Here is a 24,991-nt window from a genome sequence, read left to right as displayed (position 1 = left end):
TGTGGATGAATTGACGACGCTGGCCCCGGAACTCATCGCGTTTCGTGCGGCGGCGGAGCAGGGTCACATCACCCGGGCCGCAGCGGAACTGGGCATCCCTCAGTCGACCATGAGCCGCCGGATCAAAACTCTCGAACGGGCTCTTGGCCAGCCGTTGGTGCAGCCGCACGGCCGCGGGATCGCCCTGACCCCGGCCGGTCGCAGTCTGCTGCCCGGTCTGCGCCGCGCCCTGGATGATCTGGACAGCGAGTTCGGCCGGTTGCGCGGGGAGGCCGACCCGCAGGCCGGTCTGGTCCGCTTCGGCTTCCCGTTGACGGTTGGTCCCCGCAGTACACCCGCCCTGCTGGCCGGCTTCTACGAGCAGGCGCCGCGGGTGCGGCTGATCCTGCACCAGGGCCACGGCGGCGCGATGCTGGACGAGGTACGCGACGGGCGCCTCGATCTGGCGATCGTCACGCCGCCACCGGACGATCTGGACGTCGTACCCCTCGGCTATCAGCACTTGCAACTCAACGTGGGCGCCCGTCACCGGTTGGCGAAACGTCGCAGCGTGCGGATCGCCGAACTCGCCGATGAGGCGTTCATCGCCGGCCCCACGACGTACTCCGTGCGTCGGCTGGCCGACCAGTGGTGTCTGGCGGCAGGCTTCCGGCCACGAATCATCTTCGAGGGCAGCGAGATCGAGACGTTGCGCGCCTTGGTCGCCCAAGGTCTGGGCGTGGCGCTGCTGCCGCCCGCCGAACTGACGCACGAAGGTCTGGTCGAGATCCCGCTCGCCGGCGGCGACTACCGCCGGGAGATCGCGTTGGTGTGTGCGGACCCCGCCACGCTCTCCCCGGCGGCGCTGCGGCTGCGGGCCTACCTCGCCGAGCGCCGTGACCAGATCGGCGTCGCCCCGCGCGGGAAGGGATGATGGGTGGCGATGACCCTCACCGACGCGATCCCGTCACCTGCCGATCCCGATGCGCTGTACGCCGTGTTCACGGCCTGGGTGCGCGAGCGCGGCCTCACGCCGTACCCGCACCAGGACGACGCGGTCCTGGAGTTGCTGAGCGGCGCGAACGTGATCCTGGCGACGCCGACCGGCTCCGGTAAATCCCTGGTGGCCCAAGCCGCCTGCTTCATCGCTCTGGCCACCGACCGCGTCGCCTTCTACACCGCTCCGATCAAGGCACTGGTCTCGGAGAAGTTCTTCGACCTGGTCGCCATCTTCGGCGCCGACAACGTCGGCATGATCACCGGTGACGCATCGGTCAACGCCGATGCGCCGATCATCTGTTGCACCGCAGAGATCCTGGCGAACATCGCGCTGCGTGAGGGGCGTACGGCGGACGTCGGTCTGGTTGTCATGGACGAGTTCCACTTCTACTCCGAACCGGACCGCGGCTGGGCCTGGCAGGTGCCGCTGCTGGAGTTGCCCCAAGCGCAGTTCCTGCTGATGTCCGCGACCCTGGGCGACGTCACCCGTTTCGAAGAGGACCTCACCGCCCGCACCGGTCGTCCGACCGCCACCATCACTGGCGTCGACCGCCCGGTGCCGTTGTCCTACGCGTGGTCCGTGGAGCCGTTGCCGGACCTGCTGGCGGAGTTGATCAAGACCGACCAGGCACCGGCGTACGTCGTGCACTTCACCCAGGCTGCTGCGTTGGAGCAAGCCCGGTCGCTGCTGACGACACCGGTCGCGACGAAGGAACAACGCGCTGCGATCGCGGCCCGGATCGTCGACTTCCGCTTCAACGCCGGCTTCGGCAAGACGTTGAATCAGTTGGTGCGTCACGGGATTGGCGTGCACCACGCAGGAATGCTGCCCAAATATCGCCGGTTGGTCGAGCAACTGGCGCAAGAAGGGTTGCTGCCGGTGATCTGTGGCACCGACACCCTCGGGGTGGGCATCAACGTGCCGATCCGGACGGTGGTATTCACCGGTCTGGCCAAGTTCGACGGGTCGCGGCAACGCATCCTCAAGGCGAGAGAATTCCACCAGATCGCCGGTCGTGCGGGACGGGCCGGCTTCGACACGTCCGGGACGGTGATCGTGCAGGCACCCGAGCACGTCATCGAGTTCGCGCGAGCCGTGGCCCGGGCCGGCAACGACGCCAAGAAGTTGCGCAAGGTCCAGCGCAGCAAACCCGCTGAGGGAGAGGTGATCTGGTCGGAGGACACCTTCAACAAGCTGGTTGCTGCTGAGCCCGAACCGTTGCAGTCCCGGATGCGGATCAATCACTCGATGATGCTGAATCTGATTGCCCGGGAGGGTGATCCGTTCGCGTCGACCCGAAAGCTGTTGCGCGACAATCATGAAGACACCCGGCGTCAGATCCGGCTCACCCGCCAGGCGATCGCGCTCTATCGCGAACTGCTGGCCAGCGGTGTCGTCCGCCGACTCGACCAACCCTTGGCCGACGGGCGGCAGGTCGAATTGGTCACCGCGCTGCAAGACAGTTTCGCCCTGAACCAGCCGCTGGCCCCGTTCGCGCTCGCGGCACTGGATCTGTTGGACGAGACGGCGCCGGACTACGCCCTCGATGTGGTCTCGGTGATCGAGGCCATCCTGGAGGACCCGCGGCCGATCCTGTTGGCGCAGCGGCACAAGGCCCGCGGCATCGCCATCGGTCAGATGAAGGCCGACGGCATCGAGTACGACGAGCGGATGGAGTTGCTGGAGGAGATCAGCTGGCCGCAGCCGCTGGCCGAACTCCTCGAAGCGGCGTTCGAGACCTACCGGTCAGCCCAACCGTGGGTGCCCTTGGAGGCCTTGTCGCCCAAGTCCGTGGTGCGCGAGATGTACGAAAACGCTTGGAGCTTCGGCGATCTCGTGGCGCAGTACCAGATCGGCCGCTCCGAGGGCGTGGTGCTGCGGTATCTGTCCGACGCCTACCGGACATTGCGGGACACGGTGCCGGATGGCCGCAAGACCCCGGAGCTGGCCGACCTCATCGAGTGGCTGGGGGAGACCGTCCGGCAGACCGACTCCAGCCTGCTCGATGAGTGGGAGGCGTTGTTGCATCCCGCGTCTGCAGAGGGTGCGGCGGTCGGCGGACCCCCGCCACCCCCGCGACGGTTCACCGCGACGAAAGCCTTCGAGATCGGCGTACGCAACGCGATGTGGCGTCGACTGGAGTTGGCTGCGCGCCGGGACGTCGAGGGCTTGCTCGCCCTGGAGGCCAACCTGGCCGCCCTGACTGATCCACCGGTCGAGCCGGTCATGGACGCCGAGGCGTGGCGCTCCGACCTGGGCGCCTACTACGCCGAGCACGACGAGATGGTGACCGACGCGGACGCCCGCAACTCGTCGTACCTGCAGGTGGAGCGCCAGTCCGAGGCGTGGTTGGTGCGCCAGGTGATCGCGGATCCGCAAGGCGATCGGGACTGGGGCATCGACGGGTACGTCGATTTGCTGGCCTCGGACCACGCTGGGCAAACGATCATCCTGGTCCAAGGTCTCAACAGATTCGATCACTTACCCTGAGGTGGTGTGTGAGGATGAGCGCCGACCGCGCCGGCCGACCCCGATGGGTCCCGGCACATTCGATGCCTTCGTCGGCAACGTCGACCCAGCGGACGTCAGTGAGGTCGCGCACGAGACCGCGGCAGTGCTGGTCGGGACCGGGCGGGCCGAGCACGATCCGGAGCTGACCGCGCGGCTGGTGCATCTGGTCGACGAACTGGGGTTGTCGACGGTCGCGGCGTTGTGGTCCGCCCAGCCCGCGGTGAGCCTGCCGGGGTGTCTGTGGCGGATGTACGTGCTGCGTGAGTGGGTGCAGCGCAACCCGGTGGAGTTGTCGGCGGACTACCGCACCGGTCTGGCCCATGCGTCCGTATCCCACGCTGTCGCAGGCGCTTCCGAACCACCGGACCCGGCGTCGATGGTCTCGTTGAGCGACTCGATCCTGACCGGAGTCTTCGACGGCGACCTGGCGGTCGCGTTGGAGCGGGCCGCGGCGTTCTGTCGGGTCATCTCGATCGGACGAGCACACCGCGCCGACGACCACGACGGGGTTGACGACACGCTCGCCACGGCGCAGACCCGCAGCGCGGCAGCGTTGTTGTCGACAGCACAGGATCTGACGCGGTGCGCGGCGGCCTGGCGGGACGGGCGCCTGCACTAGAAGTTAGCTGCGTCGGGCCGGGAGCGCCTCACGGCGCGAGGCCGCTCGTAGCGGCTTATGTTGGGACCCGGGGCTGCCGCGGCCCGACGCACACTCACCCTAACTGCTGGCGCGGATCAGATGTTCCCAACGGGCGAGTCCGGGTCAGCGTGCTCTGGGTCATATGACCCACCTAGTGGCAGCCCGGTCGGCGCAGGCATGATGCTGGTGTGGCCAAGGGGAGTACGCACAAGGGGAAGAAACGCGGCAGCGACCACGAAGTCGTCGAACTGCCGCTGAAGGGCAAAGCCAAGGATGACCCGCCGACCGAGGACGTCGGCAGTTTCACCTTCGGCTACTGCACCAGTTGCGATTGGCGCGGCCGAGCCCGCCGGTCCCGCGACAAGGCACGTGAGGACGCGCGCGATCACCGTGTGGAGTGCGACGGCAAGGGCAAAGTCCACGTCGGCGCGACCGACACCAAGAAGGTCGACGGACTGCCGCTGCCCTGATCCTGCTTCTTAACCGAAGCCTGCTTCTTAACCGAACCTGCCGGAGATGTAGTCCTCCGTCGCCTTCTCGGTCGGGTTGTTGAAGATCGTCTGGGTGTCGTCCATCTCGATCAGCTTGCCCGGCTTGCCGGTGGCCGCGAGGTTGAAGAACGCCGTCTTGTCCGAGACCCGCGATGCCTGCTGCATGTTGTGCGTGACGATGACGATCGTGTAGTCGTCCTTGAGCTTGGTGACCAGGTCCTCGATGGTCAGCGTCGAGATCGGGTCCAGCGCCGAACACGGCTCGTCCATCAGCAGCACCTGCGGGTTGACCGCGATCGCCCGGGCGATGCACAGCCGCTGCTGCTGCCCACCGGACAACCCGGCACCCGGCTTCTTCAACCGGTCTTTGACCTCATCCCACAAGCCGGCGCCGCGCAGCGACTCCTCGGTGGCCTCGGCCAACTTCTTCTTGTCCTTCACCCCGTTGAGGCGCAGGCCCGCGGTGACGTTGTCGCCGATGGACATGGTGGGGAAGGGGTTGGGGCGCTGGAAGACCATGCCGACCGTGCGCCGTACGCCGACGGGGTCGACACCGGATGCGTACAGGTCCTGGTCGTCGAGCATGACCGACCCCTCCACGTGGGCGCCGGGGATCACTTCGTGCATCCGGTTCAGGGTGCGCAGGAACGTCGACTTGCCGCAGCCGGACGGTCCGATGAAGGCCGTGACCGAGCGGGGCTCGATAGTCATCGTGACACCCTCGACGGCTTTGAAGTCGCCGTAGTAGACGTTGAGGTCCTTGACGTCGATGCGTTTTGCCATGAGTGCTTCCTAGGGCTTAGTTCTTGACTTTGGCGAACCGGCCGATGAAGCGGCCGAGGAGGTTGATGGCCAGCACCAGCACGATCAGGGTGCACGCGGCACCCCACACACGGTCGGCGGCGATGGGCACGTTGATGTTGGACAGCTGGGAGTTGATCATCGTCGGCAGCGCAGCCATCGATCCGCTGAACGGGTTCTGGTTCAGATACTGCGTGTACGCCGCGAGGAGCAGCAAGGGGGCGGTCTCACCCATGACGCGGGCCAGGCCGAGCAGTGCGCCGGTGATAATGCCGGACAGCGAGGTGGGCAGCACGATCCGGGAGATCGTCTTCCACTTGGGTACGCCGAGCGCGTAGGACGCTTCGCGCAACTCGTTGGGCACCAGCTTGAGCATCTCCTCCGTGGAGCGGGTGACGACCGGGATCATCAACAGCACCAGGGCCAGCGAGGCCACGATGGGCAGCAACGACAGACCGAACGTCGTCACCCACACCGCGTAGAGGAACAGGGCGGCCACGATGGAGGGCACACCGGAGAGGATGTCGACCATGAAGCTGACGACGCGGGCCAACTTGCCGCGGCCGTACTCGACCAGGTAGATCGCGGTCATCACCGCGATCGGGATGGCGATCACCGCAGTCACACCCGACATGATCAGGGTGCCGGCGATCGCGTGGCGGGCGCCACGGACGTTGGTGTCGAAGGCGGGTGCGCCGGCGCCGGACTGGTCCTTGATCCACCAGGTCGGGCTGAGGATCACGTGCAGACCGCGGGACAACACGACCCACAGGATCCAGACCAGCGGCACCAGCGCGAGCAGGAAAGCGCCCCACATCAGGCTGGTGGCGATGACGTTCTTGACCGCACGACTACCGGACTTCGGGCTGAGATCGATTGCGGGCTTCGGTCGGACTGCGTCCGAGGAAATGGCAGCCATGGCGTCGTCCTTACTCATCGGCTGTCGAGGATCGGAGGAATTGGCGGTGCGCGATCATTCGCTGAAGGCCTTCCGGCGCTCGATGATGATCCGGGCAATCGCGTTGACCAGGAAGGTCAGGATGAACAGCACCAGACCAGCGGCGATATAGGCGCCAGTCTGCAGCGGCGTACCGAACTCGGAGACGTCGTTGGCGATCTTGGAGGCGAAGGTCTCACCGCCGTTGAACAGCGACGCAGTCCACTTCGCGCCGACCGGCAGCGAGGAGACGATGTAGAGCACGGCGATCGTCTCACCGAGGGCGCGACCCAGGCCGAGCATCGAAGCGCTGATCACACCGGGCTTACCGAACGGCAGGACCGCGGTGCGGATCATCTCCCATTTGGTGGCGCCGAGCGCGAGCGCGCCTTCGATGTGGGTGGTCGGCGTCTGCGCGAAGACCTCACGCGAGACGGCCGTGATGATCGGCAGGATCATGATGGCCAGCACGATGCCGACCAGGAAGATCGTGGTGCCGCCCGAGACACCCGTGACGGGCGCGAAGATGGGGATCCAGCCGAGCTTGTCGGCCAGGAAGTTCTGGAACGGCTCGGACCAGGGCGCGACGATCAGCAAGCCCCACAAGCCGTAGACGATTGAGGGTACGGCGGCCAGCAGGTCGATCAGCGCCGCACCGGGGCGGGAGAGCCACTTGGGTGCGTAGTGGGTCAGGAAGAGCGCGACCGCGATCGAGAACGGTACGGCGATGACCAGAGCCACGACCGACGTCGCCACCGTGGTCCACAGCAGCGAGGCAATACCGAAGCTCATGCTGCCGGGCGGCGAGGTCACCCAGTCGCTGGACGTCAGGAAGTTGGCGTTGTTCTTCAGCAGCGCCGGGATCGCCTGCCATAGCAGGAAGAGTCCGATCGCCAGGACCAGCGCAATGACGACGACGCCAGCGCCGGTGGACAAGAAGGCGAAAACCTTGTCGCCGACCCGCCCGGTCGAGGCGTTGTCGCCCTCAAGCGGCCCGCGACCTCCGGGCTCGGGGGCTTCGTCGATGATCGAATGACCAGTGATCGAACTCATGGGAAAAGAACTCTCCTAGGGAACAGGCCCGCGGGGTGCCATTTTTGCACTCCGCGGGCCTGTTTCAGGTGGATCAGGAGATCGCGGCGACCGCGGTCTGGACCTTGCTCTGGATGTCGGTCGGCAACGGCGCCGAGCCAACCTTGGTCAGCGTGCTCTGGAAGTCGTTGCTGGCCATGTAGGTCAGGAAGGACTTGACCGCCTTGCCGGTGTCGGCGTTGGGGTACTTGGAGCAGACGATCTCGTAGGTCACCAGGATGATCGGGTAGGCCCCGGCTTCCTTGGTGGCGTAGTCCAGCTTCAGCTTCAGGTCGTTGCCGGTGCCCGCGACGGTGGCGGCCGCGACGGCCTTGCCCGCGGAGTCAGCGGTCAGCTCGACCGGGCCGGCGCCGTTGTCGACAGCAGCCATCTTCAGGTTGTTGGTGACCGCGTAGGACCACTCGATGTAGCCGATGCCACCGTCGGTGGACGCAACGGCCTGACCGACACCGGCGCTCCTGGCCTTACCCTGACCGACCTTGCCGGTCCAGGACTTGGCGTGCTCGGCCGGCCAGTCGGCCTTGGCCGCGGTGTTGAGGTACTTGGTGAAGTTGTCCGTGGTGCCGGAGGAGTCCGAGCGGAAGAACACGCTGATCGCGGTGTCGGGCAGGCTCACGCCGGAGTTCTCCTTGGCGATCTCCGGGTCGTTCCACTTGGTGATCGCACCGCTGAAGATCTTGGCGATCGTGCTGGCGGTCAGGTTCAGCTTGTCGATGCCCTTGACGTTGAAGGCGACGGCGATCGGGCCCGTGACCATCGGCAGGTTCCAGGCCTCGGAGCCGCAGGCGGCCTTGGCCTTGTCCGGCTCACCCTTGTCAGAGTTCAGCGCGGAGTCGGAGCCGGCGAAGTCGGCGTTCTTGGCGATGAAGGCGGTCACGCCAGCACCGGAGCCGGTGCCGTTGTAGGAGACCTTGGCGCCGGAGCACTTCTGGCCAAAGTCGGCGATCGCCTGGTCGATGGCGTTGCCCTGAGCGGTCGAACCTTCGCCCTTCAGGTTGCCGGTGAAGCAGTCACTGGCACCACCGGTGGTGCTGCTGCCGCCAGGGGCTGCGCTGGTGTTGTTGTCGTTGCTCGCGCTGCCACAGGCGGCCAGGGCCAGGGCGGCGACGACGGCGGCGCTCCCGGCGCGACCGATGCGGGTGATGTTCAAGTCAATTACCTCTCAAGGGAACCAAGTCAGTCGGTGCTGCCTGCGTCGGGCGCAGAGGAGCCCGGCGTCGTGTCCTGACGGTAGGGATGGTGGGTGACCAGATCTGGTGCGAAAGGTGAACGCAGTATGAACGACTCGCGGCGTGTCGATGTCAGCTAGGCGGCTTGTGAGTGAGGTCTCGTTGAACGAATCGTCAAGGAACCGTCAAGTGCTGCGGACCGGGCGGTTCCGCTCGACCGACACGACCACGGCCGCCGCACCGGCTCCGGCGACCTGGCAGATGAGCGCCTCACCCTTGTCCATGGCGTCGGCGGCGACATCAGTGGCCAACTCACGCAGTGTGCGCTGGGCCGTCGAGTCGGGCCGCGCACGGTCGGCCAGCACCTCCAGGATCGTGGGCAGAACCGGGCGGTGGGTGCACACGGCGACGGTGGTCCCACGATCGAGCAGATGTGTTGTCGTAGCGGCCGCGCGGTCTGGATGGTCCTCGAAACCTTCTTCGGACAAGCGCTTTCGCCGTTCGATCACGAGGTGCTCGTGGCCGGCGTACGGGCGGATCGTGCTCATGCAGCGTTTGGCGGGCGAACTGATCACCCGGGGCACGGCGTACGCCGATAAGACCCCGACCAACCGTTTGGCCTGGTCGCGCCCCTCACTGTCCAGGGGGCGATCGAGGTCGCGCCCGTCCCAGTGTTTGCGGCCCACCGACTCCCCATGACGTACGACGACAAAGGGCCAGGTCTCCAACTCACCTCGGCCGTCGGCTTCCAACAGCGCCTGCAACTGCCGGGCATCGCGTTCGTAGGACAGACGCTCGCGGGCGGCGCGCGGGGACAGCCAGGCGACCTCGTCGACTTCGTGGGTCAGTCGGCCCTTGCCGGCTACGGACTGGGCGGCCCAGTAGCGGACCTCTTTGACCCCGCCGCGAGGCATCGAGTAGACCGATTTCGGTAGAGGTACGCCCAGACGCGGTCGCAGCCCGGTCTCCTCGAAGGTCTCCCGGGCGGCCGCCTCGACCCAGCCCTCGCCAGGGTCGAGTTTGCCCTTGGGCCAGGACCAGTCGTCGTACCGCTCCCGGTGGACCAGGGCGACCTCGATGCCGGCGGCATGGTCGGACCGGCGCCACAGCAGAGTGCCGGCAGCGGCGACGATGCGCGGGCGGTCGGTCAGAGCGGTCACCGGCGGCGGGCCCGGCGGCGGCGTTTGCTGTACTCCTCGATCAGCCCGGCCTGCAGGTCGGCGAGGGGATGTCCGTCGGGGGCGAGGTTGTGGCGCTCCCACAGACCGTCGCCGCCCAGGTGCCAGGAGGAGGTGGCATCGGACATGCCGGTGTTGATCAGCCCGGCCAACTCGCTCAGGTGCCGGGGGGAGCTGATCCGCACCAGCGCCTCGACGCGGCGGTCCAGGTTGCGGTGCATCATGTCCGCGCTGCCGATGAAGGTGACGTCCTGCTCGCCTTCGACGGCGAACCGGAAGATCCGGGAGTGCTCGAGGAACCGGCCGAGGACCGAGCGGACCCGGATCGTGTCGGACAGCCCGGGGACGCCGGGGCGGATCGCGCAAATGCCGCGGACGAAGATGTCGACCGGAACTCCGGCCTGCGAAGCGCGGTAGAGGCCGTCGATGATCTGCTCGTCGACCAGTGAGTTGATCTTGAACTGGATCCGCACCTGCTTGCCGTCGCGTTTGGCCGCGATGACCCGCTCGATCTGCTCGACCAGCCCGGTGCGCATCGACCGGGGCGCGACCAGCAACCGTTTGAACTTGCTGCGCGGAGCCATCCCGGACAACTGGTTGAAGAGCCGCGACAGATCCTCGCCGACCTCGGGATCGCAGGTCAGGAGGCCCAGATCCTCATACAGGCGAGCGGTTTTCGGGTTGTAGTTGCCGGTGCCGACGTGGCAGTAGCGGCGCAGCGTGTCGCCTTCCTGGCGCACCACCATCGACAGTTTCGCGTGCGTCTTCAGACCGACGATCCCGTAGACGACGTGGACGCCGGCCCGTTCCAGTTTGCGGGCCCAGGAGATGTTGTTCTCCTCATCGAAGCGGGCCTTGATCTCGACGACGGCCAGGACCTGCTTGCCGGCGTCGGCGGCGTCGATGAGGGCGTCGATGATCGGGGAGTCGCCGCTGGTGCGGTAGAGCGTCTGCTTGATCGCCAGCACCTGCGGGTCCGCGGCAGCTTGCTCCAGGAACGCCTGGACCGAGGTGGAGAACGAGTCGTAGGGGTGGTGCAACAGCACGTCGCCCCGGCGGATCGCGGCCAGGACGTCGGGCTGGCTGGACCGCTCCACCGGCGCGAGGTCCGGATGCGTCATCGCCACGAACGGCGGCCAGCGCAATTCGCTGCGGTTCAGATCGGCGACGACGTTGAGGCCGGTCAAGTCCAGTGGCTCGGGCAGTCGGTAGACCTCGCCCTCGTGCACTGCCAGTTCGCGCACCAGCAGGTCCAGGACGTGGTCGTCGATGTCGTCGGCGACCTCGAGCCGGACCGGCGGCCCGAAGCGGCGGCGGGTGAGTTCCTTCTCCAGTGCGGTCAGGAGGTTCTCGGCGTCGTCCTCCTCGACCTCGAGGTCCTCGTTGCGGGTCACCCGGAAGGTGAAATGCTCGCGCACCTCCATCCCGGGGAAGAGGAACTGCAGGTGCTCGGCGATGACGTCCTCGAGGGTGACGAAGCGGGCGTCGTACAGGTCATCGTCGCCGTCGGCGGTCGGCAGACGGAGCAACCGCGGCAACAGCGGCGGCACCTTGACCCGGGCGAAGTGCTCCCGCTCGGTCTTGGGGTTGATCAGGATGACCGCGAGATTCAGCGACAAGCCCGAGATGTAGGGGAAGGGGTGCGCCGGGTCCACCGCCAGCGGGGTCAGCACCGGATAGATCTGCTGGCGGAACAACGTGGCCAGGTGCTGGCGGTCGGTCTCGGTCAACTCGTCCGGCCGCAGGATCCGCACACCCTCGTCGGCCAGGGCCGGACGGATGTGCACCTGGAAGACGGCGGCGTGGGCGTCCATCAACTGGTGGGCGGCCCGGGAGATCTCATCGAGGACCTCGCGGGGTTCGAGACCCGAGGCGGAGCGCACGGCCAGCCCAGTGGCGATCCGGCGTTTCAGGCCCGCGACGCGCACCATGAAGAACTCATCGAGGTTGCTGGCGAAGATCGCCAGGAACCGGGCGCGCTCAAGCAGCGGAACGCCCGGGTCCTGGGCCAGTTGCAGGACGCGCTCGTTGAACTGCAGCCAGGAGATCTCCCGGTCCAGGAACCGGTCATCCGGTAAGTCGTTGTCGCCGGGGTGGACCACGGGTGCTGCCACCCGGATGAACCGGCCGTTGGCCCCGCGCGCACGATGCTGCACCCGCTGCGAGAGCCGGGTCAGGGACGCTTCGCTGGCAGACGGTTCGCTCGACATGGCCCTATCGTGTCAGGCCCATCTGGCGATGTCAGCGGGCGTATTGCCCATCGACCGCTGCGGGGGCGAAGCCGAGCCCGCGATAGGTCGCCAGCGCCGGTTCGTTGTCGCCCTCGACGTAGAGCGTGATGCGATGAACGCCCTTGCTGCGCAAGTGGGCCAGCCCCGCGGCGGTGATGAACCGGCCAAGACCATGACCCTGGTACGCCGGGTCGACGGCCACCACGTAGACCTCACCTTCACCCAGGTCGGCAGGTTCGATCTTCGTCCAGTGGGATGCGGCCAGGCGACCCTCGTCGTCGCGCAACAGCAGCAGGCCGGCCGGGTCGAACCACGGCTCGGCGATGCGCTGCTGCAGATCGGCCATCGTCATCCGGCCTTGCTCCGGGTGGTTGACGAAGGCCGTCGCGTTCAACGCCAGCCAATCCTCGGCGTCGCGGCCCTGATCGAAGGTTGTCAACGTAAAGCCCTGCGGCACAGCTGGATCCACGAGTCTTGGTTCAGCATCGACCGGCCGCGCCAACTCCAACAGGGTGCGGACCCGGCGCAGCCCGGCGCCGCTGGCCAGTTGCTCGGATCCCGGCAGATCGCCGTGCGCCCAGACGTGTGCGTCGGGACGCTGGTCGAGGATGCGCGTCAGCAACTCCGCGCCGAGGCCGTTGCGGCGGTGCTGCGGGTCCACGACCAGTTCGGTGCTGCCGTCCGGGAGCACGATCCCAGCGGCGAGCAGATGCTCGGTGGGGTCGAAGGTCAGGTGCGCGATCGGCGTACCGTCGGGAGCTTGGTCGGGCTCTGCCTGGGGCAACGCCAGTCGGGTCGCCTCCGAGAACGGGGCTACGCCGTCGGCACGGTCCGCGCGATCGGCCAGGGCGCGGATGGCGGACACGGTGTCGGTGTTGATCGGCATCTCCCGATTCCACCACGCGATGCCCGCCATACTGCGGTCATGTCATTCTCGCAAGCGATTCGTACCGTCTTCAGCAAGTACTTCACGTTGTCCGGGCGCGCCGGCAAGGCCGAGTTCTGGTGGTTCGTCCTGCTGTGGTTCGTGGTGGACGCAGTCCTGAGCTTCCTGCGGAGCAGGGATGACGGGGCGCTGCTGACCACGATCTTGGGGTTGGTCGCCATCTTCCTGATCATCCCGTTCATCACCGTCACCGTGCGCCGTCTGCACGACACGGGCCGCAGCGGCTGGTGGTGGTGGCTGCACTTCATCCCGTTGATCGGCACGATCGTGCTGGTCATCTTCTGTGTCGGCGAGAGCCAGGGGCCCAACAAGTACGGCCCGGGGCCTGAGCCGGCGATCGCTGCCTGATCGCCGGGTTATCGCTCAGGCGGTCGTGGACTCCGCTGCCGCGCGCAACTCCTGCACGCCCACAAAGCGGTAGCCCACGTTGCGCACGGTACCGATCAGCGACTCGTGCTCCACGCCGAGTTTGGCGCGCAACCGGCGGATGTGGACATCGACCGTGCGGGTACCGCCGAAGTAGTCATAGCCCCAGACCTCCTGCAGCAACTGGGCGCGGGTGAAGACCCGCCCCGGGTGCTGTGCGAGGTGCTTGATGAGCTCGAACTCCTTGTAGGTCAGATCCAGCGAGCGGCCCCGGATGCGAGCTGAGTAGGCGTCCTCGTCGATGATCAGGTCGCCGGCGGTGATCGGACCGCCCTGCTCCTGCTCCTCGGGCGCCGAGCGGGTCAGGGCCAACCGGATGCGGGCCTCGACCTCGGCGGGGCCGGCGGAATCCAGCAGCACGTCGTCGATCTGCCACTCGTGGGTCAGCGCCGCCAGACCACCCTCGGTGAAGACGGCCAGCAGCGGAGCGGACGTGCCCGTGCTGCGCAGCAGCCGGCACAGTCCACGAGCGCCGGCGAGGTCGCGTCGGGCGTCCAGCAGGACGATGTCGCACTCCGGCGGGTCGATGAGGGCCTGCGGCTCAGGAGGCAGGATTCGGACCCGGTGACCGAGCAGTCCGAGGGCAGGCAGCACTTCGACGCTAGAGCCTCGCGCCTCGGTGAGCATCAACAGCCGTGCCATGGCCTGAAACAATACGGCGTGACGGCAGGGTAGGAGGGGACTTCCGGTGCAGCCGTGATTTCTGCCACATCACGATCAGGGTGATGCTGGACGAGCCTCGGAACCACCGGGACGGCCTCTCACCTGCGTAAATACGAGGCAGCAAGTAGATGAATGGTGAACGAAGGGTGACCGGATGTCGGACACGACCCCCACGGGACAGCTGACGGTGCGGTTCTGGGCAGCCGCCCAGGAGGCCGCCGGGACACACACCGAAACGTACGCCGCGGCGAGCGTCCGCGACATCGTCACCGACGCATCGGGGCGGCATCCGGCGTTAATTGCGGTCTTGCCGCGCTGCAGCCTGCTGCTGGACGGGGTCCGGGTCGGCGACCTGGACACGCAGGTGCTTGGTGGGCAGGTGCTCGAGGTGCTCCCGCCATTTGCCGGCGGGTGACGCACGGACGACGGAGTTGTCGGCGGAGCGCAGCGGAGTCGGCGGCGTAGGAGGAGGGGTGGCGTCCGCCGGCCAGAAGGTATTGCCGGCGGGTGACGCACGGACGACGGAGCCTGATGCAGGACCGCGGTGTTTGCAAGGATGGGCCCGTGAGCACCGAACCAGCCGTCGCCGAGACGCCGCTGTCCCTGCTGTCGGCGACCGCCGCGACCGGGGTCGCTGTGCTGCTGGCGCTCCTCACGCCGGCCGGTCCGGTGTGGGTCGGGATCGGCGTACTCCTGGTGGGTCTGGTGTTGGCGTCGGGCTGGCCGGCGCTCAGCCCCAGTCAGTGGGGGATCCGCGAGGTCGTCGCCATCGGGGCGGTACTCATCGCGGCGTGCGGTATCCGCTCGGACGCCGGCGGCCACCCGCACTGGCTGGCGCTGGCGCTCGCCGGCAGCCTGGTGCTCGCGTTCCTGGTGCAACTTCTGCGCCCGGACGGCCGCTCCGACGTCGTCGGATCCCTGGGTAGCTGCGCGCTGGCGTTCGCGGTCCTGGCGTGCGGCGGTTTGGCGCCGTTCGCGGCGGCCCGACCACACGCCGTACCGGTGGCCTGGACGGTCGCGATCGGTGTGGTCGCCAGCGTCCTGACCCGGTCGGCGGTCCAGCGCACGTCGCTGGATCTGGAGTGGGCGGTCCCCGTCGCGATGGTGGTCGGCGGAATCGGCGGCGTCGTGATCGCCGGAGCCACCGGACTGGCCTGGAACCGCCTGTTGCTGATCGGGATGCTGGCCGCCGCCCTTGCCCACGCCGTCCGTCGAGTGCTGCTGACCGCCGCCGTCCGTGACCGGTTGGCCCAGATCGCCGTGGGGGTCGCGATCGCCCTCAGCGGCGGAATGATCGCCTACGCGGCTACCTGGTGGTTGAACCGCTGAGGTTCAGCCGACCCGCTTCAACTCCGCGGACACGTGGCTTTGCATCGACTGACCGACGGCCGCCATTTCCATCACCCACAGCAGGTTGGAGTTGACGTAGCCGTACATCCGGGTCGCCGCTGAGTACTCCTTGGCGTGCGGGCTGCGCAGAACGCCGTCGGTCTGCAACTGCACCTTCGCGGTCTCGGTCTTGCCGTAGTACATCTCGACGATGCCCATCGGGTGCGCGAGGAGGAACTCGACCTCACCGTCCGGCAGCGGGCGCCAGAAGCCGAGCTCCGTAGCCAGCGGCTTCACTTTCTCGCCGGACTCATCCAGCAGCCAGGTGTGCGAGTGCCACTCCAGGAACGGTCGACCGTCGTGGAAGCACTCGATCTCCTGGCCGAAGTTGGCCGATTCGATCGTGGGGTAGCCCAGGACGCCGGCGCCCTCCCATCGGCCGATCAACCACGCCAGGGGCGCGAGTTCGCGGGGCAGGTCCAGGTCGAGTTCAAAAGGCATCAGGCACCAGGGTTCGGCACATTCGTGCCCTCGGTATAGGTGGACATCTGATCGGTGACCAGCGCTTTGCCCAGTTGGGAAAGCAGGGTGCTGTCGACGATGTCGACGTCCTGGCCATCGATGGTCTGGAAACCGCTGATCGGAGCGGTCTTGAAGTGCAGATCGTCGCCGCGGATGTCCCGCAGGCTGAGCGCCAGCGAGCGGATCGTGGCGGAATCGAAGGATTCGTCGACCGTCGTGTACTTGGTGACGTCGTTGATGGCGTCGGTCAACTTGATCGGGTTCAACAAGGTTCCGGCGCTCAGGGTTTTGGTCAGGACCGCCTTGATCCACGCCTGCTGGTTACGACCGCGATCCAGGTCACCCTGGGTCAGTTGGTGGCGCTCCCGTACGAATCCCAGCGCCTGCTCGCCGTTCATGTCGTGCCAGCCTTTGGTCCAGCTACCGAACCCGGCCTCGTCGAACCCTTGCGGGACGTAGAGACGGACCCCGCCGAGGGTGTCGGTCAAGTCCGCGAAGCCCTGGAAGTCGATCTGTGCGACATGGTCGATCCGCAGGTTCAGCATGTTCTCCATGGTTTGCACCAGCAACGGTGCACCGCCGTAGGAGTAGGCCGCGTTGATCTTGTTCTTGCCGTGCCCGGGAATCTCGACGTACATGTCCCGCGGGAAATGGATGATGTCGATCCGGGAACGATCGTTGTTGACGTGCAGCAGTTGGATGACGTCGGAGCGGGAGCCGGCGCCGATCTCCCGATCGCGGGAGTCCGAACCCAGCAGCAGGATGTTCTGCGCGTCTCCGGCGCCGGGGTCCTTGGTCGGCTGCTCACCGACGGGCAACATCGCGCTGTGCTTGATGTTGCTGTCGAGCAGATGGTTCAGGTAGAGCGCGAAACCGCCCGCGGCGAGGACCAGAACCGCCAGCATCGAGGCCAGTGTCAGCAGCGCAACCTTCAGCTTGCCGGCCGGTTTGCGACGCCTCGCGGGAGACGGCGCCTCCGAGGCGTCGACATCCGTCCCGAGCGTCATGGGGTCATTGTAGGTGTCGAACACAGCAGAGCCCGGATGCCGCTGGAATGCCCGCCCTCGGTGCGGGGTTGCCTGGATATGACTGTTCCGTCGCACGTGCGCTCGATCCTTCTCGACACCCCCGGCGCCGTTGAAGGCACCGGCGTCGATGAGGGCGTTGCGGCGCATTACGGCGATCCGATGCGGGAGCAGCGGCTGCTCGAGGACGGCCTGGCCGTGGTCGACCTGTCACATCGTGGCGTCGTGCAGATCACCGGACCGGACCGGCTGAAGTGGCTGGATTCGATGACCACCCAGCAGATCAAGGATCTGCCGCCGTACACCTCGGTCCAGGACCTGGTGCTGAGCCCCAAGGGGCACGTCGAGCACGATCTGCACCTGGTCGACGACGGTTCGACGCTGTGGATCACCGTGGAGCCCGGGACCGCGCCGGCGCTGGTGGCGTGGTTGGACTCGATGCGCTTCATGCTGCGCGTGGAAGTCACCGACGTCAGCAGCGAGTACGCCGTGCTGGGCGAGCCGATCAGCGCTGAGTCCCTGCCCGCCGAGTTGAGTGATCTCGGCGTGATCGCGTGGCGCGATCCGTGGCCCGCGCTGGGACCGGACACCGCGTCGTACTCCGAGGTCACGGAGCATCCCGGCACCGGCTGGGCGTGGCGGGAACTGATTGTGCCGCGGGACGCCGTACGTGCCGAGGTCGGTGACCGGCCGCTGGCCGGGTTGTGGGCGCACGAGGCGATGCGGGTGGCGGCCTGGCAGCCCCGGCTCGGGTTCGAGACCGACCACCGCACCATCCCGCACGAGTTGGACTGGCTGCGCACCGCGGTGCACCTGCACAAGGGCTGCTACCGGGGGCAGGAGACGATCGCGCGGGTGCACAACCTGGGGCGGCCGCCACGGCGGTTGGTCTTCCTGCACCTGGACGGCTCGGGGCACGTGCTGCCCGAGCCGGGCACCCCGCTGGTGCTGGAGGAGGGCGGCCGGCCGGTCGGAGAACTGACCTCGGTGGCACGGCACGCCGTCGACGGACCGATTGCGCTCGCGGTCGTGAAGCGCTCGACACCGACCGTTGTGACGCTCTTCGCGGGGCCGACCAGCGCCGCGCAGACCGTGATCGTCGCGCCGTAACCTGCTGGCTGTGACCTCACTCTCTCAATCCGCGCTCGCCGCGGCACCCGTCCTCGCTGTCGTCGAACGCAGCGGATTCGTCGAGTCGGTCCACCACGGGATTGCCGTGGTCACCAATCCGGACGGTTCGGTGGAGCGGGCGATCGGTGATGCTGGCGCGCCGTGTTTTCCGCGTTCGTCGAACAAGCCGATGCAGGCGATCGCGATGCTGGAAGCCGGGCTGCAGGCATCCGGCGCGCACCTGGCGCTCGCGGCCGCCAGTCACTCGGGCGAGGACTTCCACCTCGAGGGCGTGCGCGCAATCCTGGCCGCCGCCGGGCTGACCGAGGACGACCTGCAGAACACCCCCGATTACCCGTACGACGACCTGGCCCGTCGTGCGTGGATCGAGACTGGCCGTGGGCCGACGTCGCTCGCGCAGAACTGCTCGGGCAAACACGCCTCAATGCTGGCCGCGTGCGTGGCGGCGGGCTGGGATCCCTCGACCTACCGTTCGCCGGATCATCCGTTGCAGGTGCTGACGGCCTCGTCGCTGGCGTCGTTGGCGGGCGAGCCGGTGGCGGCGACCGGGATCGACGGCTGTGGTGCGCCGGTCATGGCGATTTCGTTGGCGGGGTTGGCGCGGGCCTTCGGGTCGATCGCGGCCGCCACGTCTGGGCCGGCTGCCGCGGTGCGTGACGCCATCCGCGGCTACCCGGAGTACCTGGGTGGGACCCGCCGGGATGTGACCGCGTTGATCCGCGGCGTCGACGGCCTGATCGCCAAGGACGGGGCCGAAGCGGTGTACGCCGTGGGGCTGGCCGACGGGCGCGGACTGGCCCTGAAGATCGCGGACGGTGGGCAGCGTGCACGTCCGGCGATCATGGCCTCGTTGCTCTCCTCGGTGGGAATTCGGGCCGAGGTGCTGGAGACGTTGTCCGAGGTCCCGGTGCCCGGACACGGTCAGCCCGTGGGCGCCGTACGGGTCGTCGGGATCTGACCGGCGCCTTACGCTGGTGCCGTGAGCCTCGACATCGTGCAGGGATACGTCGCCCTCATCCTCGGCGTGGCGCTGCTGGCGCTGCAGGTCTTCGCGTTCGTTGAAGCGCTGCGGTACCGCACGGATGCTTACCCGGCCGCTGGCAAGTTGACGAAGATCGCGTGGTCGGCGATTACCGGTGTGGCGGTGCTGATCGGGTTGTTGTCGTTGAATTCGCCGTTGAACATCTTCGAGTTGCTGGCCACTGCCGCAGCGATCGTCTTCCTGGTCGACGTGCGTCCCGCGCTGCGGCAGGTGTTGGGGAAGGACAACGCGAAGGGTGGCCGCGGTCCTTATGGCGGTTGGTGATCCGAGCGAGGCCGGAGTTGTCGGCGAGCGTAGCGAGTCGGCGGCGGAGGTTGAGTGAGGTTCACCGGCCGCAGAGGGTATGGCGGCTGGTGATGTGGAGCGGCGACGCGGGGTGTAGCGGAGGTCGAGTGGGGTTGACCGGCAACTAGAGTCGTCGCTTGTGAAAGCGACTGTGTTGCATGCCCCGGGCGACGTCCGCCTTGAAGAGGTTCCCGATCCGCAACTAGCGACTGCGCAAGATGCGATTGTCCGGGTCACCAAGGCCTGCGTATGTGGGTCCGACCTGTGGTACTACCGCGGCGACAGCCCGATCAAGAAGCCGATGCCGTTCGGGCATGAGTTCATCGGGGTGGTCGAAGAGGTCGGCGACGAGGTCCGCACGGTACGACCCGGCGATTTCGTGATCGCGCCGTTCACCTTCTCCGACAACACCTGTCCGGCGTGCCGCTCCGGCTTCCAGTCGGTGTGCGATCACGGCGGTGTGTGGGGTCGCAAGGACGCCGACGGTCGCGCGGTCGATGGCGGTCAGGGCGAGTACGTCCGCGTGCCGTTGGCCGACGGAACTCTGGTTGTCGCCGGTGAGCACGACGCCGCCCTCGAGCCGTCCCTGCTCACCCTGTCCGATGTGATGGGCACGGGGTGGCACGCTGCGACTTCCGCCAAGGTCAGCGAGGGTGACACCGTGGCGGTCGTCGGCGACGGTGCGGTCGGCCTGTGCGGCGTCATCTCGGCGGCAGCCAAGGGGGCCGGTCGGATCATTGTGATGTCCCGCAACGCCGAACGCACGAAGCTGGCCAAGGAGTTCGGAGCCACGGACATCGTGGCTGCCCGCGGCGAGGAGGGCGAGTCAGCGGTCCGGGAGCTCACCGACGGGGTGGGTGTCGACGCGGTGCTGGAGTGCGTGGGTACCGGTCAGTCGATGAACACCGCCTTCGCGATCGCCCGTCCGGGTGCGACCGTCGGCTATGTCGGCGTCCCGCACGGCGTCGAACTGCCGATCGGCCAGATGTTCAGCACGAACGTCGGGATCGCCGGTGGCGTGGCGCCGGTGCGCCGTTACCTGCCGGACTTGATCGCGTTGGTGACGTCCGGGCAGATCAACCCGGGCAAGGTCTTCGACCTCACCCTGCCGTTGACGCAGGTCGCCGAGGCGTACGCCGCCATGGACGAGCGCCGGGCCATCAAGTCGCTGCTCGAGGTGGGCTGATGTTCCGGTTGATCCCCCGGGTCCAGCATTACGACTGGGGCTCGTACGACGCGCTGCCGCGGTTGACCGGCCGCGCGCCGGGGGATCGACCTGAGGCCGAGCTCTGGTTCGGTGCCCACGAGTCCGCACCGAGCGGCGTACCGGCAGCAGGGGGTCACACCGATCTGGCTGTGCTCTACCAAGCCAACCCCAAGGCGTTGGTGGGTGCAGACGCGGTGCGCGTCTTCGACGGGCGGTTCCCGTTCATGTTGAAGGTGCTGGCGCCGACGAAATCCCTTTCGATCCAATGCCATCCAAGTCGCGAGCAGGCGCAGGATGCCACGGACGGGACGTACGTCGACACCTGGCCGAAACCCGAGGGCCTGGTGGCGATCACCCCGTTCGAGACGTTCGTCGGCATGCGGGACTACGCGGACATCGTGTCGCTGGTGGCTGGTCTCGAAGTACCTGAACTGAGCGCCATCGTGGAGTGGGCCAGCGGGCAGGACGAACCGTCCGTGGCGTTGCTGGAAGCTCTGTTGACGTTGGATCTGCCGGTCCGAAATGCACTGGTGCGCAGTGTGATCGGCGCGATAGCGGACCGCGAAGACGACCCGGCTTTTCCTGCTATCCGCCGTGTCGCCGAGGATTTCCCCGGTGACATCGGCCTGGTGGTGCTGCTGACCATGAACCATCTGACGGCGATGCCCGGCGATTACGTCTTTGTGCCCGCCGGTTGCTTGCACGCCTACCAACACGGCGTGGCGGTCGAGATCATGGCCAACTCCGACAATGTGATCCGGGCGGGTCTGACGCCCAAGGCGATCAACATCCCCGAGCTGTTGCGAATCGTGCGTCCTGATTCGGCGCCGATCCGGCGCAGTGAGCCACCGGGCCGGGTGCGCGACTACGGCGTGGACACCGACTATTTCCACCTGTACGCCGTGGGGCCGGGTCCCGAGGCGACCCTCATCCCCGGTGCGGGGCCGCGCATCGTCCTGTCGCTGCAGGATTCCACGACGGTGACCTCAGGGCCCACCAGCCTCGAACTGAGCAGTGGTGACGCCGCGTTCCTGGCTCCTGGCGAAGACGTGACCGTGGCGGGGTCCGGAACGCTGTTCGTGGCGACCGCCGGTTGACGGCGACGGTGCACCCGACCAAATGGGAGTCAATTGGTAGCCTGTTCCCATGGAGGTCACCATCGACGCCGCGGGTCGGCTGCTCCTGCCCAAAGCGGTGCGAGACGCGCTCGGTCTGACGCCCGGCACAACCGTCGACGTTTCCGTCTACGGCGCCGGGGCCCAGATCACGCCGGGCGGTCGGACGGCGAGACTCCAACAAGACGAGGACGGGCGTTTGGTCGCGGTGAGTGCAACGCCGGTCACTGATGGCGACATGTTTGCGCTGATCGACGCCGGTCGCCGGTGAGTCAACCGACTGCGGTCGGGATCGACACCAGTGTTGCGGTCCCGTTGCTCATCTCGTCGCACACAGCTCACCGGGCTGTGGCGGGCTGGGCCGTTGGTAAGACGCTCGTCCTGAGCGGGCACGCCCTGCCCGAGACGTACGCAGTCATCACCCGGCTTCCGGCCGATGCCAGGGTTTCCGCAGATGATGCGGCGACCCTGATCGATCACAACTTTCCGCGGCGAGTCGCGCTCCCGCACAGCGTTGCTGCGCAGTTGCACCGCACCCTGTCCGCCGCCGGGGTCAGCGGCGGATCGACGTACGACGGCATGGTTGCGCTTGCGGCACGTGAGCACGGGCTGGCGCTGGCGACACGTGACGCTCGCGCACGGACGACCTACGACGCACTCGGGGTCCACACCATCCTTCTGCCCGGATGACTGGCGCTGGTTCTGATCCTCGGAATCGTCGAGGCTACGGCGCCACCGCAGACCAAGCAACCGTGAGTTCGCCCAGCCGCCAACGCGATTCGTCGTCCAACAACGGCCACCCCGCCTCCCGCAGCGCGAGCGCGGTCTGGCGGAAACGCTGCCGGGCGCCGTACGCCGAGTAGCTGGCTGACCGAGCCCACGCACCGGACAGATCACTGACGAAGGCATGCACTCGTGAGCCCGCAACGTTGTGGTGGATCAGTGCTTTGGGCAGTCGCTCGGCCACGATCGCCGGGTCCTGCAGACCACGCAACCGCAGCGACACGGTCAGCGAGACCGGCCCGGATCGCTCCAGCGCCACCCACGAGGCGATCCGGCCGAGTTCGTCGCAGGTGCCGTCCACGATCAGGCCATCCGGATCGAGTCGCGACTGCATCAGCGACCACGCGTCCGCGACCGACGATTCGTCGTACTGGCGCAGCACGTTGAATGCCCGGATCACGCGCACCGTCCCAGGCACCGGGATCTCGAATCCGCCGACGGCGAAGGACAGTCCGGGCCGGGTCAGCGGCAGGGCGGCTTCGACCCGCGCAGCGGAGATCTCCAAACCCACCACGGTCACCGACGAGCGCACGGCCAGCAACCGATCAGACAGTTCGCGCGCGGTCACCCCGGACGCGCCGTACCCGAGGTCCACCACCGTCGGTGCCGGGCTGGAGCGCAGTCGCCACGCCTGGGGGCCGGCCAGCCACCGGTCGCACCGGCGCAACCGGTTGGGGTTGGTCGTGCCCCGGGTGACGGCACCCACGGGACGCTTGGCTGGCACCGCTCAAGCGTAGGGTTTGTCGGGTGGACATCCGACGGGTAGCGATGCTGTCGGTGCACACCTCCCCGCTGGAACAGCCCGGCACGGGGGACGCCGGCGGCCTGAACGTCTACGTCGTCGAGACCGCCCGACGGCTCGCGCAACGCGGTGTCGAGGTGGAGATCTTCACTCGCCGCACCTGTGCCAGCCTGGCCGACGAGGTGGTCCTCGCGCCCGGGGTGCTGGTGCGTCACGTGGACGCCGGCCCGTACGAAGGCCTGCGCAAAGAAGATCTGCCCGCGCAGCTGTGCGCCTTCGCCGCGGAAGTGATGGCCCAGGTCGCTCGCCAACCGCACGGCCACTACGACCTGGTGCACTCCCACTACTGGCTCTCTGGTCAGGTCGGCTGGTTGGTCGCCGAGCGCTGGGGGGTCCCGCTTGCGCACACCATGCACACGATGGCCAAGGTCAAGAATGCTGCGCTGGCCGAAGGGGATACGCCCGAGCCGCTCACTCGCATCGTCGGTGAGGAGCAGGTGGTGAAGGTTGCCGATGTGCTGGTGGCCAACACCGAGACCGAGGCAACTGAACTGATCGACCTGTACGCCGCGGATCCGGTCAAGGTGCGCGTCATCGAACCGGGTGTGGACCTCACGACCTTCACCTCCGGAGCCGCGAGCACCGCGCGCAGTCGCCTCGACCTGCCGGTTGATGCCGACCTTGTGCTGTTTGTCGGGCGCATCCAGCCGCTGAAAGCACCGGACGTTCTACTGCGAGCGGTCGCGAATCTGCTTGCCCGAGAACCGCATCGGCGGTCGAACCTGATCGTCGGTGTCCTCGGTGGCCCGAGTGGAAGTGGCTTGGAGCGCCCGCGTGCCCTGCAGCAACTGGCCCGCGATCTCGGCATTGCCGACGTCGTGCAGTTCGTGCCGCCCGTGTCGCGGGCGGGCTTGGCCGATTGGTTCCGCGCGGCCGATCTGGTTGCCGTCCCCTCCCGATCGGAGTCCTTCGGCTTGGTCGCGCTGGAGGCGTTGGCCAGTGGGGCACCGGTCCTGGCCACCGATGTCGGGGGACTGCCGGGCGCCGTGGGCCCCGGCGGCCGGTTGGTGCGCGGGCATGACCCGGCGGACTGGGCGAGCGCGATCGCCGGTCTTCTGGATGATCCCGATCTGCGCAAGCAGTTGAGCGAGGCGGGAATAGCGCACGCCGCCGCCCACGGCTGGGAACGTACGACGGACGATCTGTTCTCGGCGTACGTCGAGGCTGTGCAGCACAAGAGGAGGGTTCTGTGAGCACTCAACAAGCCACCTACGACACCGTCGCTGCCTTCTTGAGCGGCAACGACGTCGACTGGGAGCCCGGCGCGCGCGACTTCGAACTGGTCGCCAACCTGCCGGGCGAGCGCAAACTGAAGACCGGCTGCTCCCTGTTGGTCGGCGAAACCGACCTGACCACAACGGCATTCGTCATCCGCAACGCGGATGAGAACCATGCCGAGTTCTACCGGTTCCTGCTGCGCAAGAATCTCAAGCTGCCCGGACTGGCCTACGGGATCGACGGTGACGGCGATGTCTACGTCACCAGTCGCGTGCCGATCGGCGGGGTGGACGAGGAGTATCTGGACCGGCTCCTGGGCGCGGTGCTGGCGGCCGCCGACGAGGTCTTCAACGAGTTGCTCGTCCTCGGCTTCTTCAGCTCCATGAAGAAAGAATGGGACTGGCGCATCTCCCGAGGAGAGTCCACCCGCAACCTGGAGGCATTCCGCCACCTGTTGGAGGGATAGCG

Annotated in this window: 27 protein-coding genes; 16 read left to right on the top strand and 11 right to left on the bottom strand. The window is 67.4% G+C overall.

The genetic code is table 11. The features are described 5' to 3' along the window. The first annotated feature begins 1 nt into the window (after position 1). The 4 genes from DR843_RS13790 to DR843_RS13775 all read left to right on the top strand — a co-directional run bounded on the left by DR843_RS13790 (position 2) and on the right by DR843_RS13775 (position 4,600). On the top strand, positions 2 to 913 hold the full coding sequence (locus tag DR843_RS13790; protein ID WP_211310248.1) for a LysR family transcriptional regulator: 912 nt from the start codon (positions 2 to 4) through the stop codon (positions 911 to 913). Between the two features lie 9 nt (positions 914 to 922). Beyond that, positions 923 to 3,469, top strand: coding sequence for a DEAD/DEAH box helicase (locus tag DR843_RS13785; RefSeq protein ID WP_109688984.1), 2,547 nt, complete (start codon positions 923 to 925; stop codon positions 3,467 to 3,469). Between the two features lie 4 nt (positions 3,470 to 3,473). Continuing rightward, entirely contained in the window at positions 3,474 to 4,109 is a 636-nt protein-coding gene (locus tag DR843_RS13780; protein WP_245934134.1) for a hypothetical protein, read from the top strand. A gap of 209 nt (positions 4,110 to 4,318) precedes the next feature. Beyond that, a complete protein-coding gene (locus DR843_RS13775; RefSeq protein WP_109686700.1) occupies positions 4,319 to 4,600 on the top strand; it encodes a DUF6349 family protein in 282 nt (93 codons plus the stop codon). A gap of 27 nt (positions 4,601 to 4,627) precedes the next feature. Here the strand turns inward: DR843_RS13775 and pstB are convergent, their stop codons facing one another. The 7 genes from pstB to mshD all read right to left on the bottom strand — a co-directional run bounded on the left by pstB (position 4,628) and on the right by mshD (position 12,915). Then, the gene (gene pstB, locus DR843_RS13770; RefSeq protein WP_109686698.1) at positions 4,628 to 5,404 is read right to left on the bottom strand and encodes a phosphate ABC transporter ATP-binding protein PstB; all 777 of its coding nucleotides are present in this window, start codon (positions 5,402 to 5,404) and stop codon (positions 4,628 to 4,630) included. Positions 5,405 to 5,420: 16 nt separating this feature from the next. Then, a complete protein-coding gene (gene pstA / locus DR843_RS13765; RefSeq protein WP_109686696.1) occupies positions 5,421 to 6,341 on the bottom strand; it encodes a phosphate ABC transporter permease PstA in 921 nt (306 codons plus the stop codon). 54 nt (positions 6,342 to 6,395) lie between these two features. Further along, positions 6,396 to 7,412, bottom strand: coding sequence for a phosphate ABC transporter permease subunit PstC (gene pstC, locus DR843_RS13760; RefSeq protein ID WP_109686694.1), 1,017 nt, complete (start codon positions 7,410 to 7,412; stop codon positions 6,396 to 6,398). 73 nt (positions 7,413 to 7,485) lie between these two features. Beyond that, the gene (pstS, locus tag DR843_RS13755; RefSeq protein WP_109686692.1) at positions 7,486 to 8,601 is read right to left on the bottom strand and encodes a phosphate ABC transporter substrate-binding protein PstS; all 1,116 of its coding nucleotides are present in this window, start codon (positions 8,599 to 8,601) and stop codon (positions 7,486 to 7,488) included. Between the two features lie 204 nt (positions 8,602 to 8,805). Continuing rightward, positions 8,806 to 9,780, bottom strand: a complete 975-nt coding sequence (locus tag DR843_RS13750; protein ID WP_245934133.1) for an NUDIX hydrolase — start codon at positions 9,778 to 9,780, stop codon at positions 8,806 to 8,808. Next, on the bottom strand, positions 9,777 to 12,008 hold the full coding sequence (locus tag DR843_RS13745) for an RNA degradosome polyphosphate kinase (protein WP_109686690.1): 2,232 nt from the start codon (positions 12,006 to 12,008) through the stop codon (positions 9,777 to 9,779). The genes DR843_RS13750 and DR843_RS13745 overlap by 4 nt, the downstream gene beginning before the upstream one ends. Positions 12,009 to 12,039: 31 nt before the next feature. Continuing rightward, the gene (mshD, locus tag DR843_RS13740; protein WP_211310247.1) at positions 12,040 to 12,915 is read right to left on the bottom strand and encodes a mycothiol synthase; all 876 of its coding nucleotides are present in this window, start codon (positions 12,913 to 12,915) and stop codon (positions 12,040 to 12,042) included. A 39-nt stretch (positions 12,916 to 12,954) separates the two neighbouring features. Between mshD and DR843_RS13735 the strand changes: the two genes are divergently transcribed. Next, positions 12,955 to 13,323, top strand: a complete 369-nt coding sequence (locus DR843_RS13735; RefSeq protein ID WP_109686687.1) for a DUF805 domain-containing protein — start codon at positions 12,955 to 12,957, stop codon at positions 13,321 to 13,323. Between the two features lie 15 nt (positions 13,324 to 13,338). Here DR843_RS13735 and DR843_RS13730 read toward each other — a convergent pair whose 3' ends face one another. Beyond that, entirely contained in the window at positions 13,339 to 14,043 is a 705-nt protein-coding gene (locus DR843_RS13730; RefSeq protein ID WP_109686685.1) for a response regulator transcription factor, read from the bottom strand. A gap of 175 nt (positions 14,044 to 14,218) precedes the next feature. Between DR843_RS13730 and DR843_RS13725 the strand changes: the two genes are divergently transcribed. Together DR843_RS13725 and DR843_RS13720 are read left to right on the top strand one after the other, a co-directional pair. Beyond that, positions 14,219 to 14,479 carry a MoaD/ThiS family protein gene (locus DR843_RS13725; protein ID WP_109686683.1) on the top strand — a complete coding sequence of 87 codons (261 nt, stop codon included), beginning with the start codon at positions 14,219 to 14,221 and terminating at the stop codon, positions 14,477 to 14,479. 149 nt (positions 14,480 to 14,628) lie between these two features. Beyond that, positions 14,629 to 15,393: a hypothetical protein gene (locus DR843_RS13720; RefSeq protein ID WP_109686681.1), complete on the top strand. Its 765-nt coding sequence runs from the start codon at positions 14,629 to 14,631 to the stop codon at positions 15,391 to 15,393. A 3-nt stretch (positions 15,394 to 15,396) separates the two neighbouring features. Here DR843_RS13720 and DR843_RS13715 read toward each other — a convergent pair whose 3' ends face one another. Continuing rightward, entirely contained in the window at positions 15,397 to 15,894 is a 498-nt protein-coding gene (locus DR843_RS13715; RefSeq protein ID WP_109686679.1) for a heme-binding beta-barrel domain-containing protein, read from the bottom strand. After that, positions 15,894 to 16,922, bottom strand: a complete 1,029-nt coding sequence (locus tag DR843_RS13710; RefSeq protein WP_170119871.1) for an LCP family protein — start codon at positions 16,920 to 16,922, stop codon at positions 15,894 to 15,896. The genes DR843_RS13715 and DR843_RS13710 overlap by 1 nt, the downstream gene beginning before the upstream one ends. Before the next feature lie 78 nt (positions 16,923 to 17,000). Here DR843_RS13710 and ygfZ point away from each other — a divergent pair, with 78 nt between their 5' ends. The 7 genes from ygfZ (at position 17,001) to DR843_RS13675 (ending at position 22,410) form a co-directional block, all read left to right on the top strand. Further along, positions 17,001 to 18,050 (top strand): CAF17-like 4Fe-4S cluster assembly/insertion protein YgfZ, encoded by a 1,050-nt coding sequence (gene ygfZ / locus DR843_RS13705; protein ID WP_109688980.1) that lies wholly within the window; start codon positions 17,001 to 17,003, stop codon positions 18,048 to 18,050. A 1-nt stretch (position 18,051) separates the two neighbouring features. Next, positions 18,052 to 19,029 (top strand): asparaginase, encoded by a 978-nt coding sequence (locus DR843_RS13700; protein WP_109686675.1) that lies wholly within the window; start codon positions 18,052 to 18,054, stop codon positions 19,027 to 19,029. A gap of 21 nt (positions 19,030 to 19,050) precedes the next feature. After that, positions 19,051 to 19,377 carry a DUF2516 family protein gene (locus DR843_RS13695; protein WP_109686673.1) on the top strand — a complete coding sequence of 109 codons (327 nt, stop codon included), beginning with the start codon at positions 19,051 to 19,053 and terminating at the stop codon, positions 19,375 to 19,377. A gap of 160 nt (positions 19,378 to 19,537) precedes the next feature. Further along, positions 19,538 to 20,584, top strand: a complete 1,047-nt coding sequence (locus DR843_RS13690) for a zinc-dependent alcohol dehydrogenase family protein (RefSeq protein WP_109686671.1) — start codon at positions 19,538 to 19,540, stop codon at positions 20,582 to 20,584. Beyond that, positions 20,584 to 21,702: a mannose-6-phosphate isomerase, class I gene (gene manA / locus DR843_RS13685; protein ID WP_109686669.1), complete on the top strand. Its 1,119-nt coding sequence runs from the start codon at positions 20,584 to 20,586 to the stop codon at positions 21,700 to 21,702. Before DR843_RS13690 ends, manA begins: the two co-directional genes overlap by 1 nt. 49 nt (positions 21,703 to 21,751) lie before the next feature. Beyond that, positions 21,752 to 21,991: an AbrB/MazE/SpoVT family DNA-binding domain-containing protein gene (locus DR843_RS13680; protein WP_109686667.1), complete on the top strand. Its 240-nt coding sequence runs from the start codon at positions 21,752 to 21,754 to the stop codon at positions 21,989 to 21,991. After that, entirely contained in the window at positions 21,988 to 22,410 is a 423-nt protein-coding gene (locus DR843_RS13675) for a PIN domain-containing protein (protein ID WP_109686665.1), read from the top strand. Before DR843_RS13680 ends, DR843_RS13675 begins: the two co-directional genes overlap by 4 nt. 34 nt (positions 22,411 to 22,444) lie before the next feature. Here the strand turns inward: DR843_RS13675 and DR843_RS13670 are convergent, their stop codons facing one another. After that, positions 22,445 to 23,227, bottom strand: a complete 783-nt coding sequence (locus DR843_RS13670; RefSeq protein ID WP_109686663.1) for a class I SAM-dependent methyltransferase — start codon at positions 23,225 to 23,227, stop codon at positions 22,445 to 22,447. A 44-nt stretch (positions 23,228 to 23,271) separates the two neighbouring features. Between DR843_RS13670 and mshA the strand changes: the two genes are divergently transcribed. Beyond that, positions 23,272 to 24,498 (top strand): D-inositol-3-phosphate glycosyltransferase, encoded by a 1,227-nt coding sequence (mshA, locus tag DR843_RS13665; protein ID WP_109688978.1) that lies wholly within the window; start codon positions 23,272 to 23,274, stop codon positions 24,496 to 24,498. Then, positions 24,495 to 24,989 (top strand): type III secretion system chaperone family protein, encoded by a 495-nt coding sequence (locus DR843_RS13660; RefSeq protein ID WP_109686661.1) that lies wholly within the window; start codon positions 24,495 to 24,497, stop codon positions 24,987 to 24,989. Before mshA ends, DR843_RS13660 begins: the two co-directional genes overlap by 4 nt. Positions 24,990 to 24,991 lie beyond the last annotated feature (2 nt).

Source organism: Branchiibius hedensis (assembly GCF_900108585.1).
GTDB classification, from domain to species: Bacteria; Actinomycetota; Actinomycetes; order Actinomycetales; family Dermatophilaceae; genus Branchiibius; species Branchiibius hedensis.
This window is presented reverse-complemented; position numbering and strand designations above follow the sequence as displayed.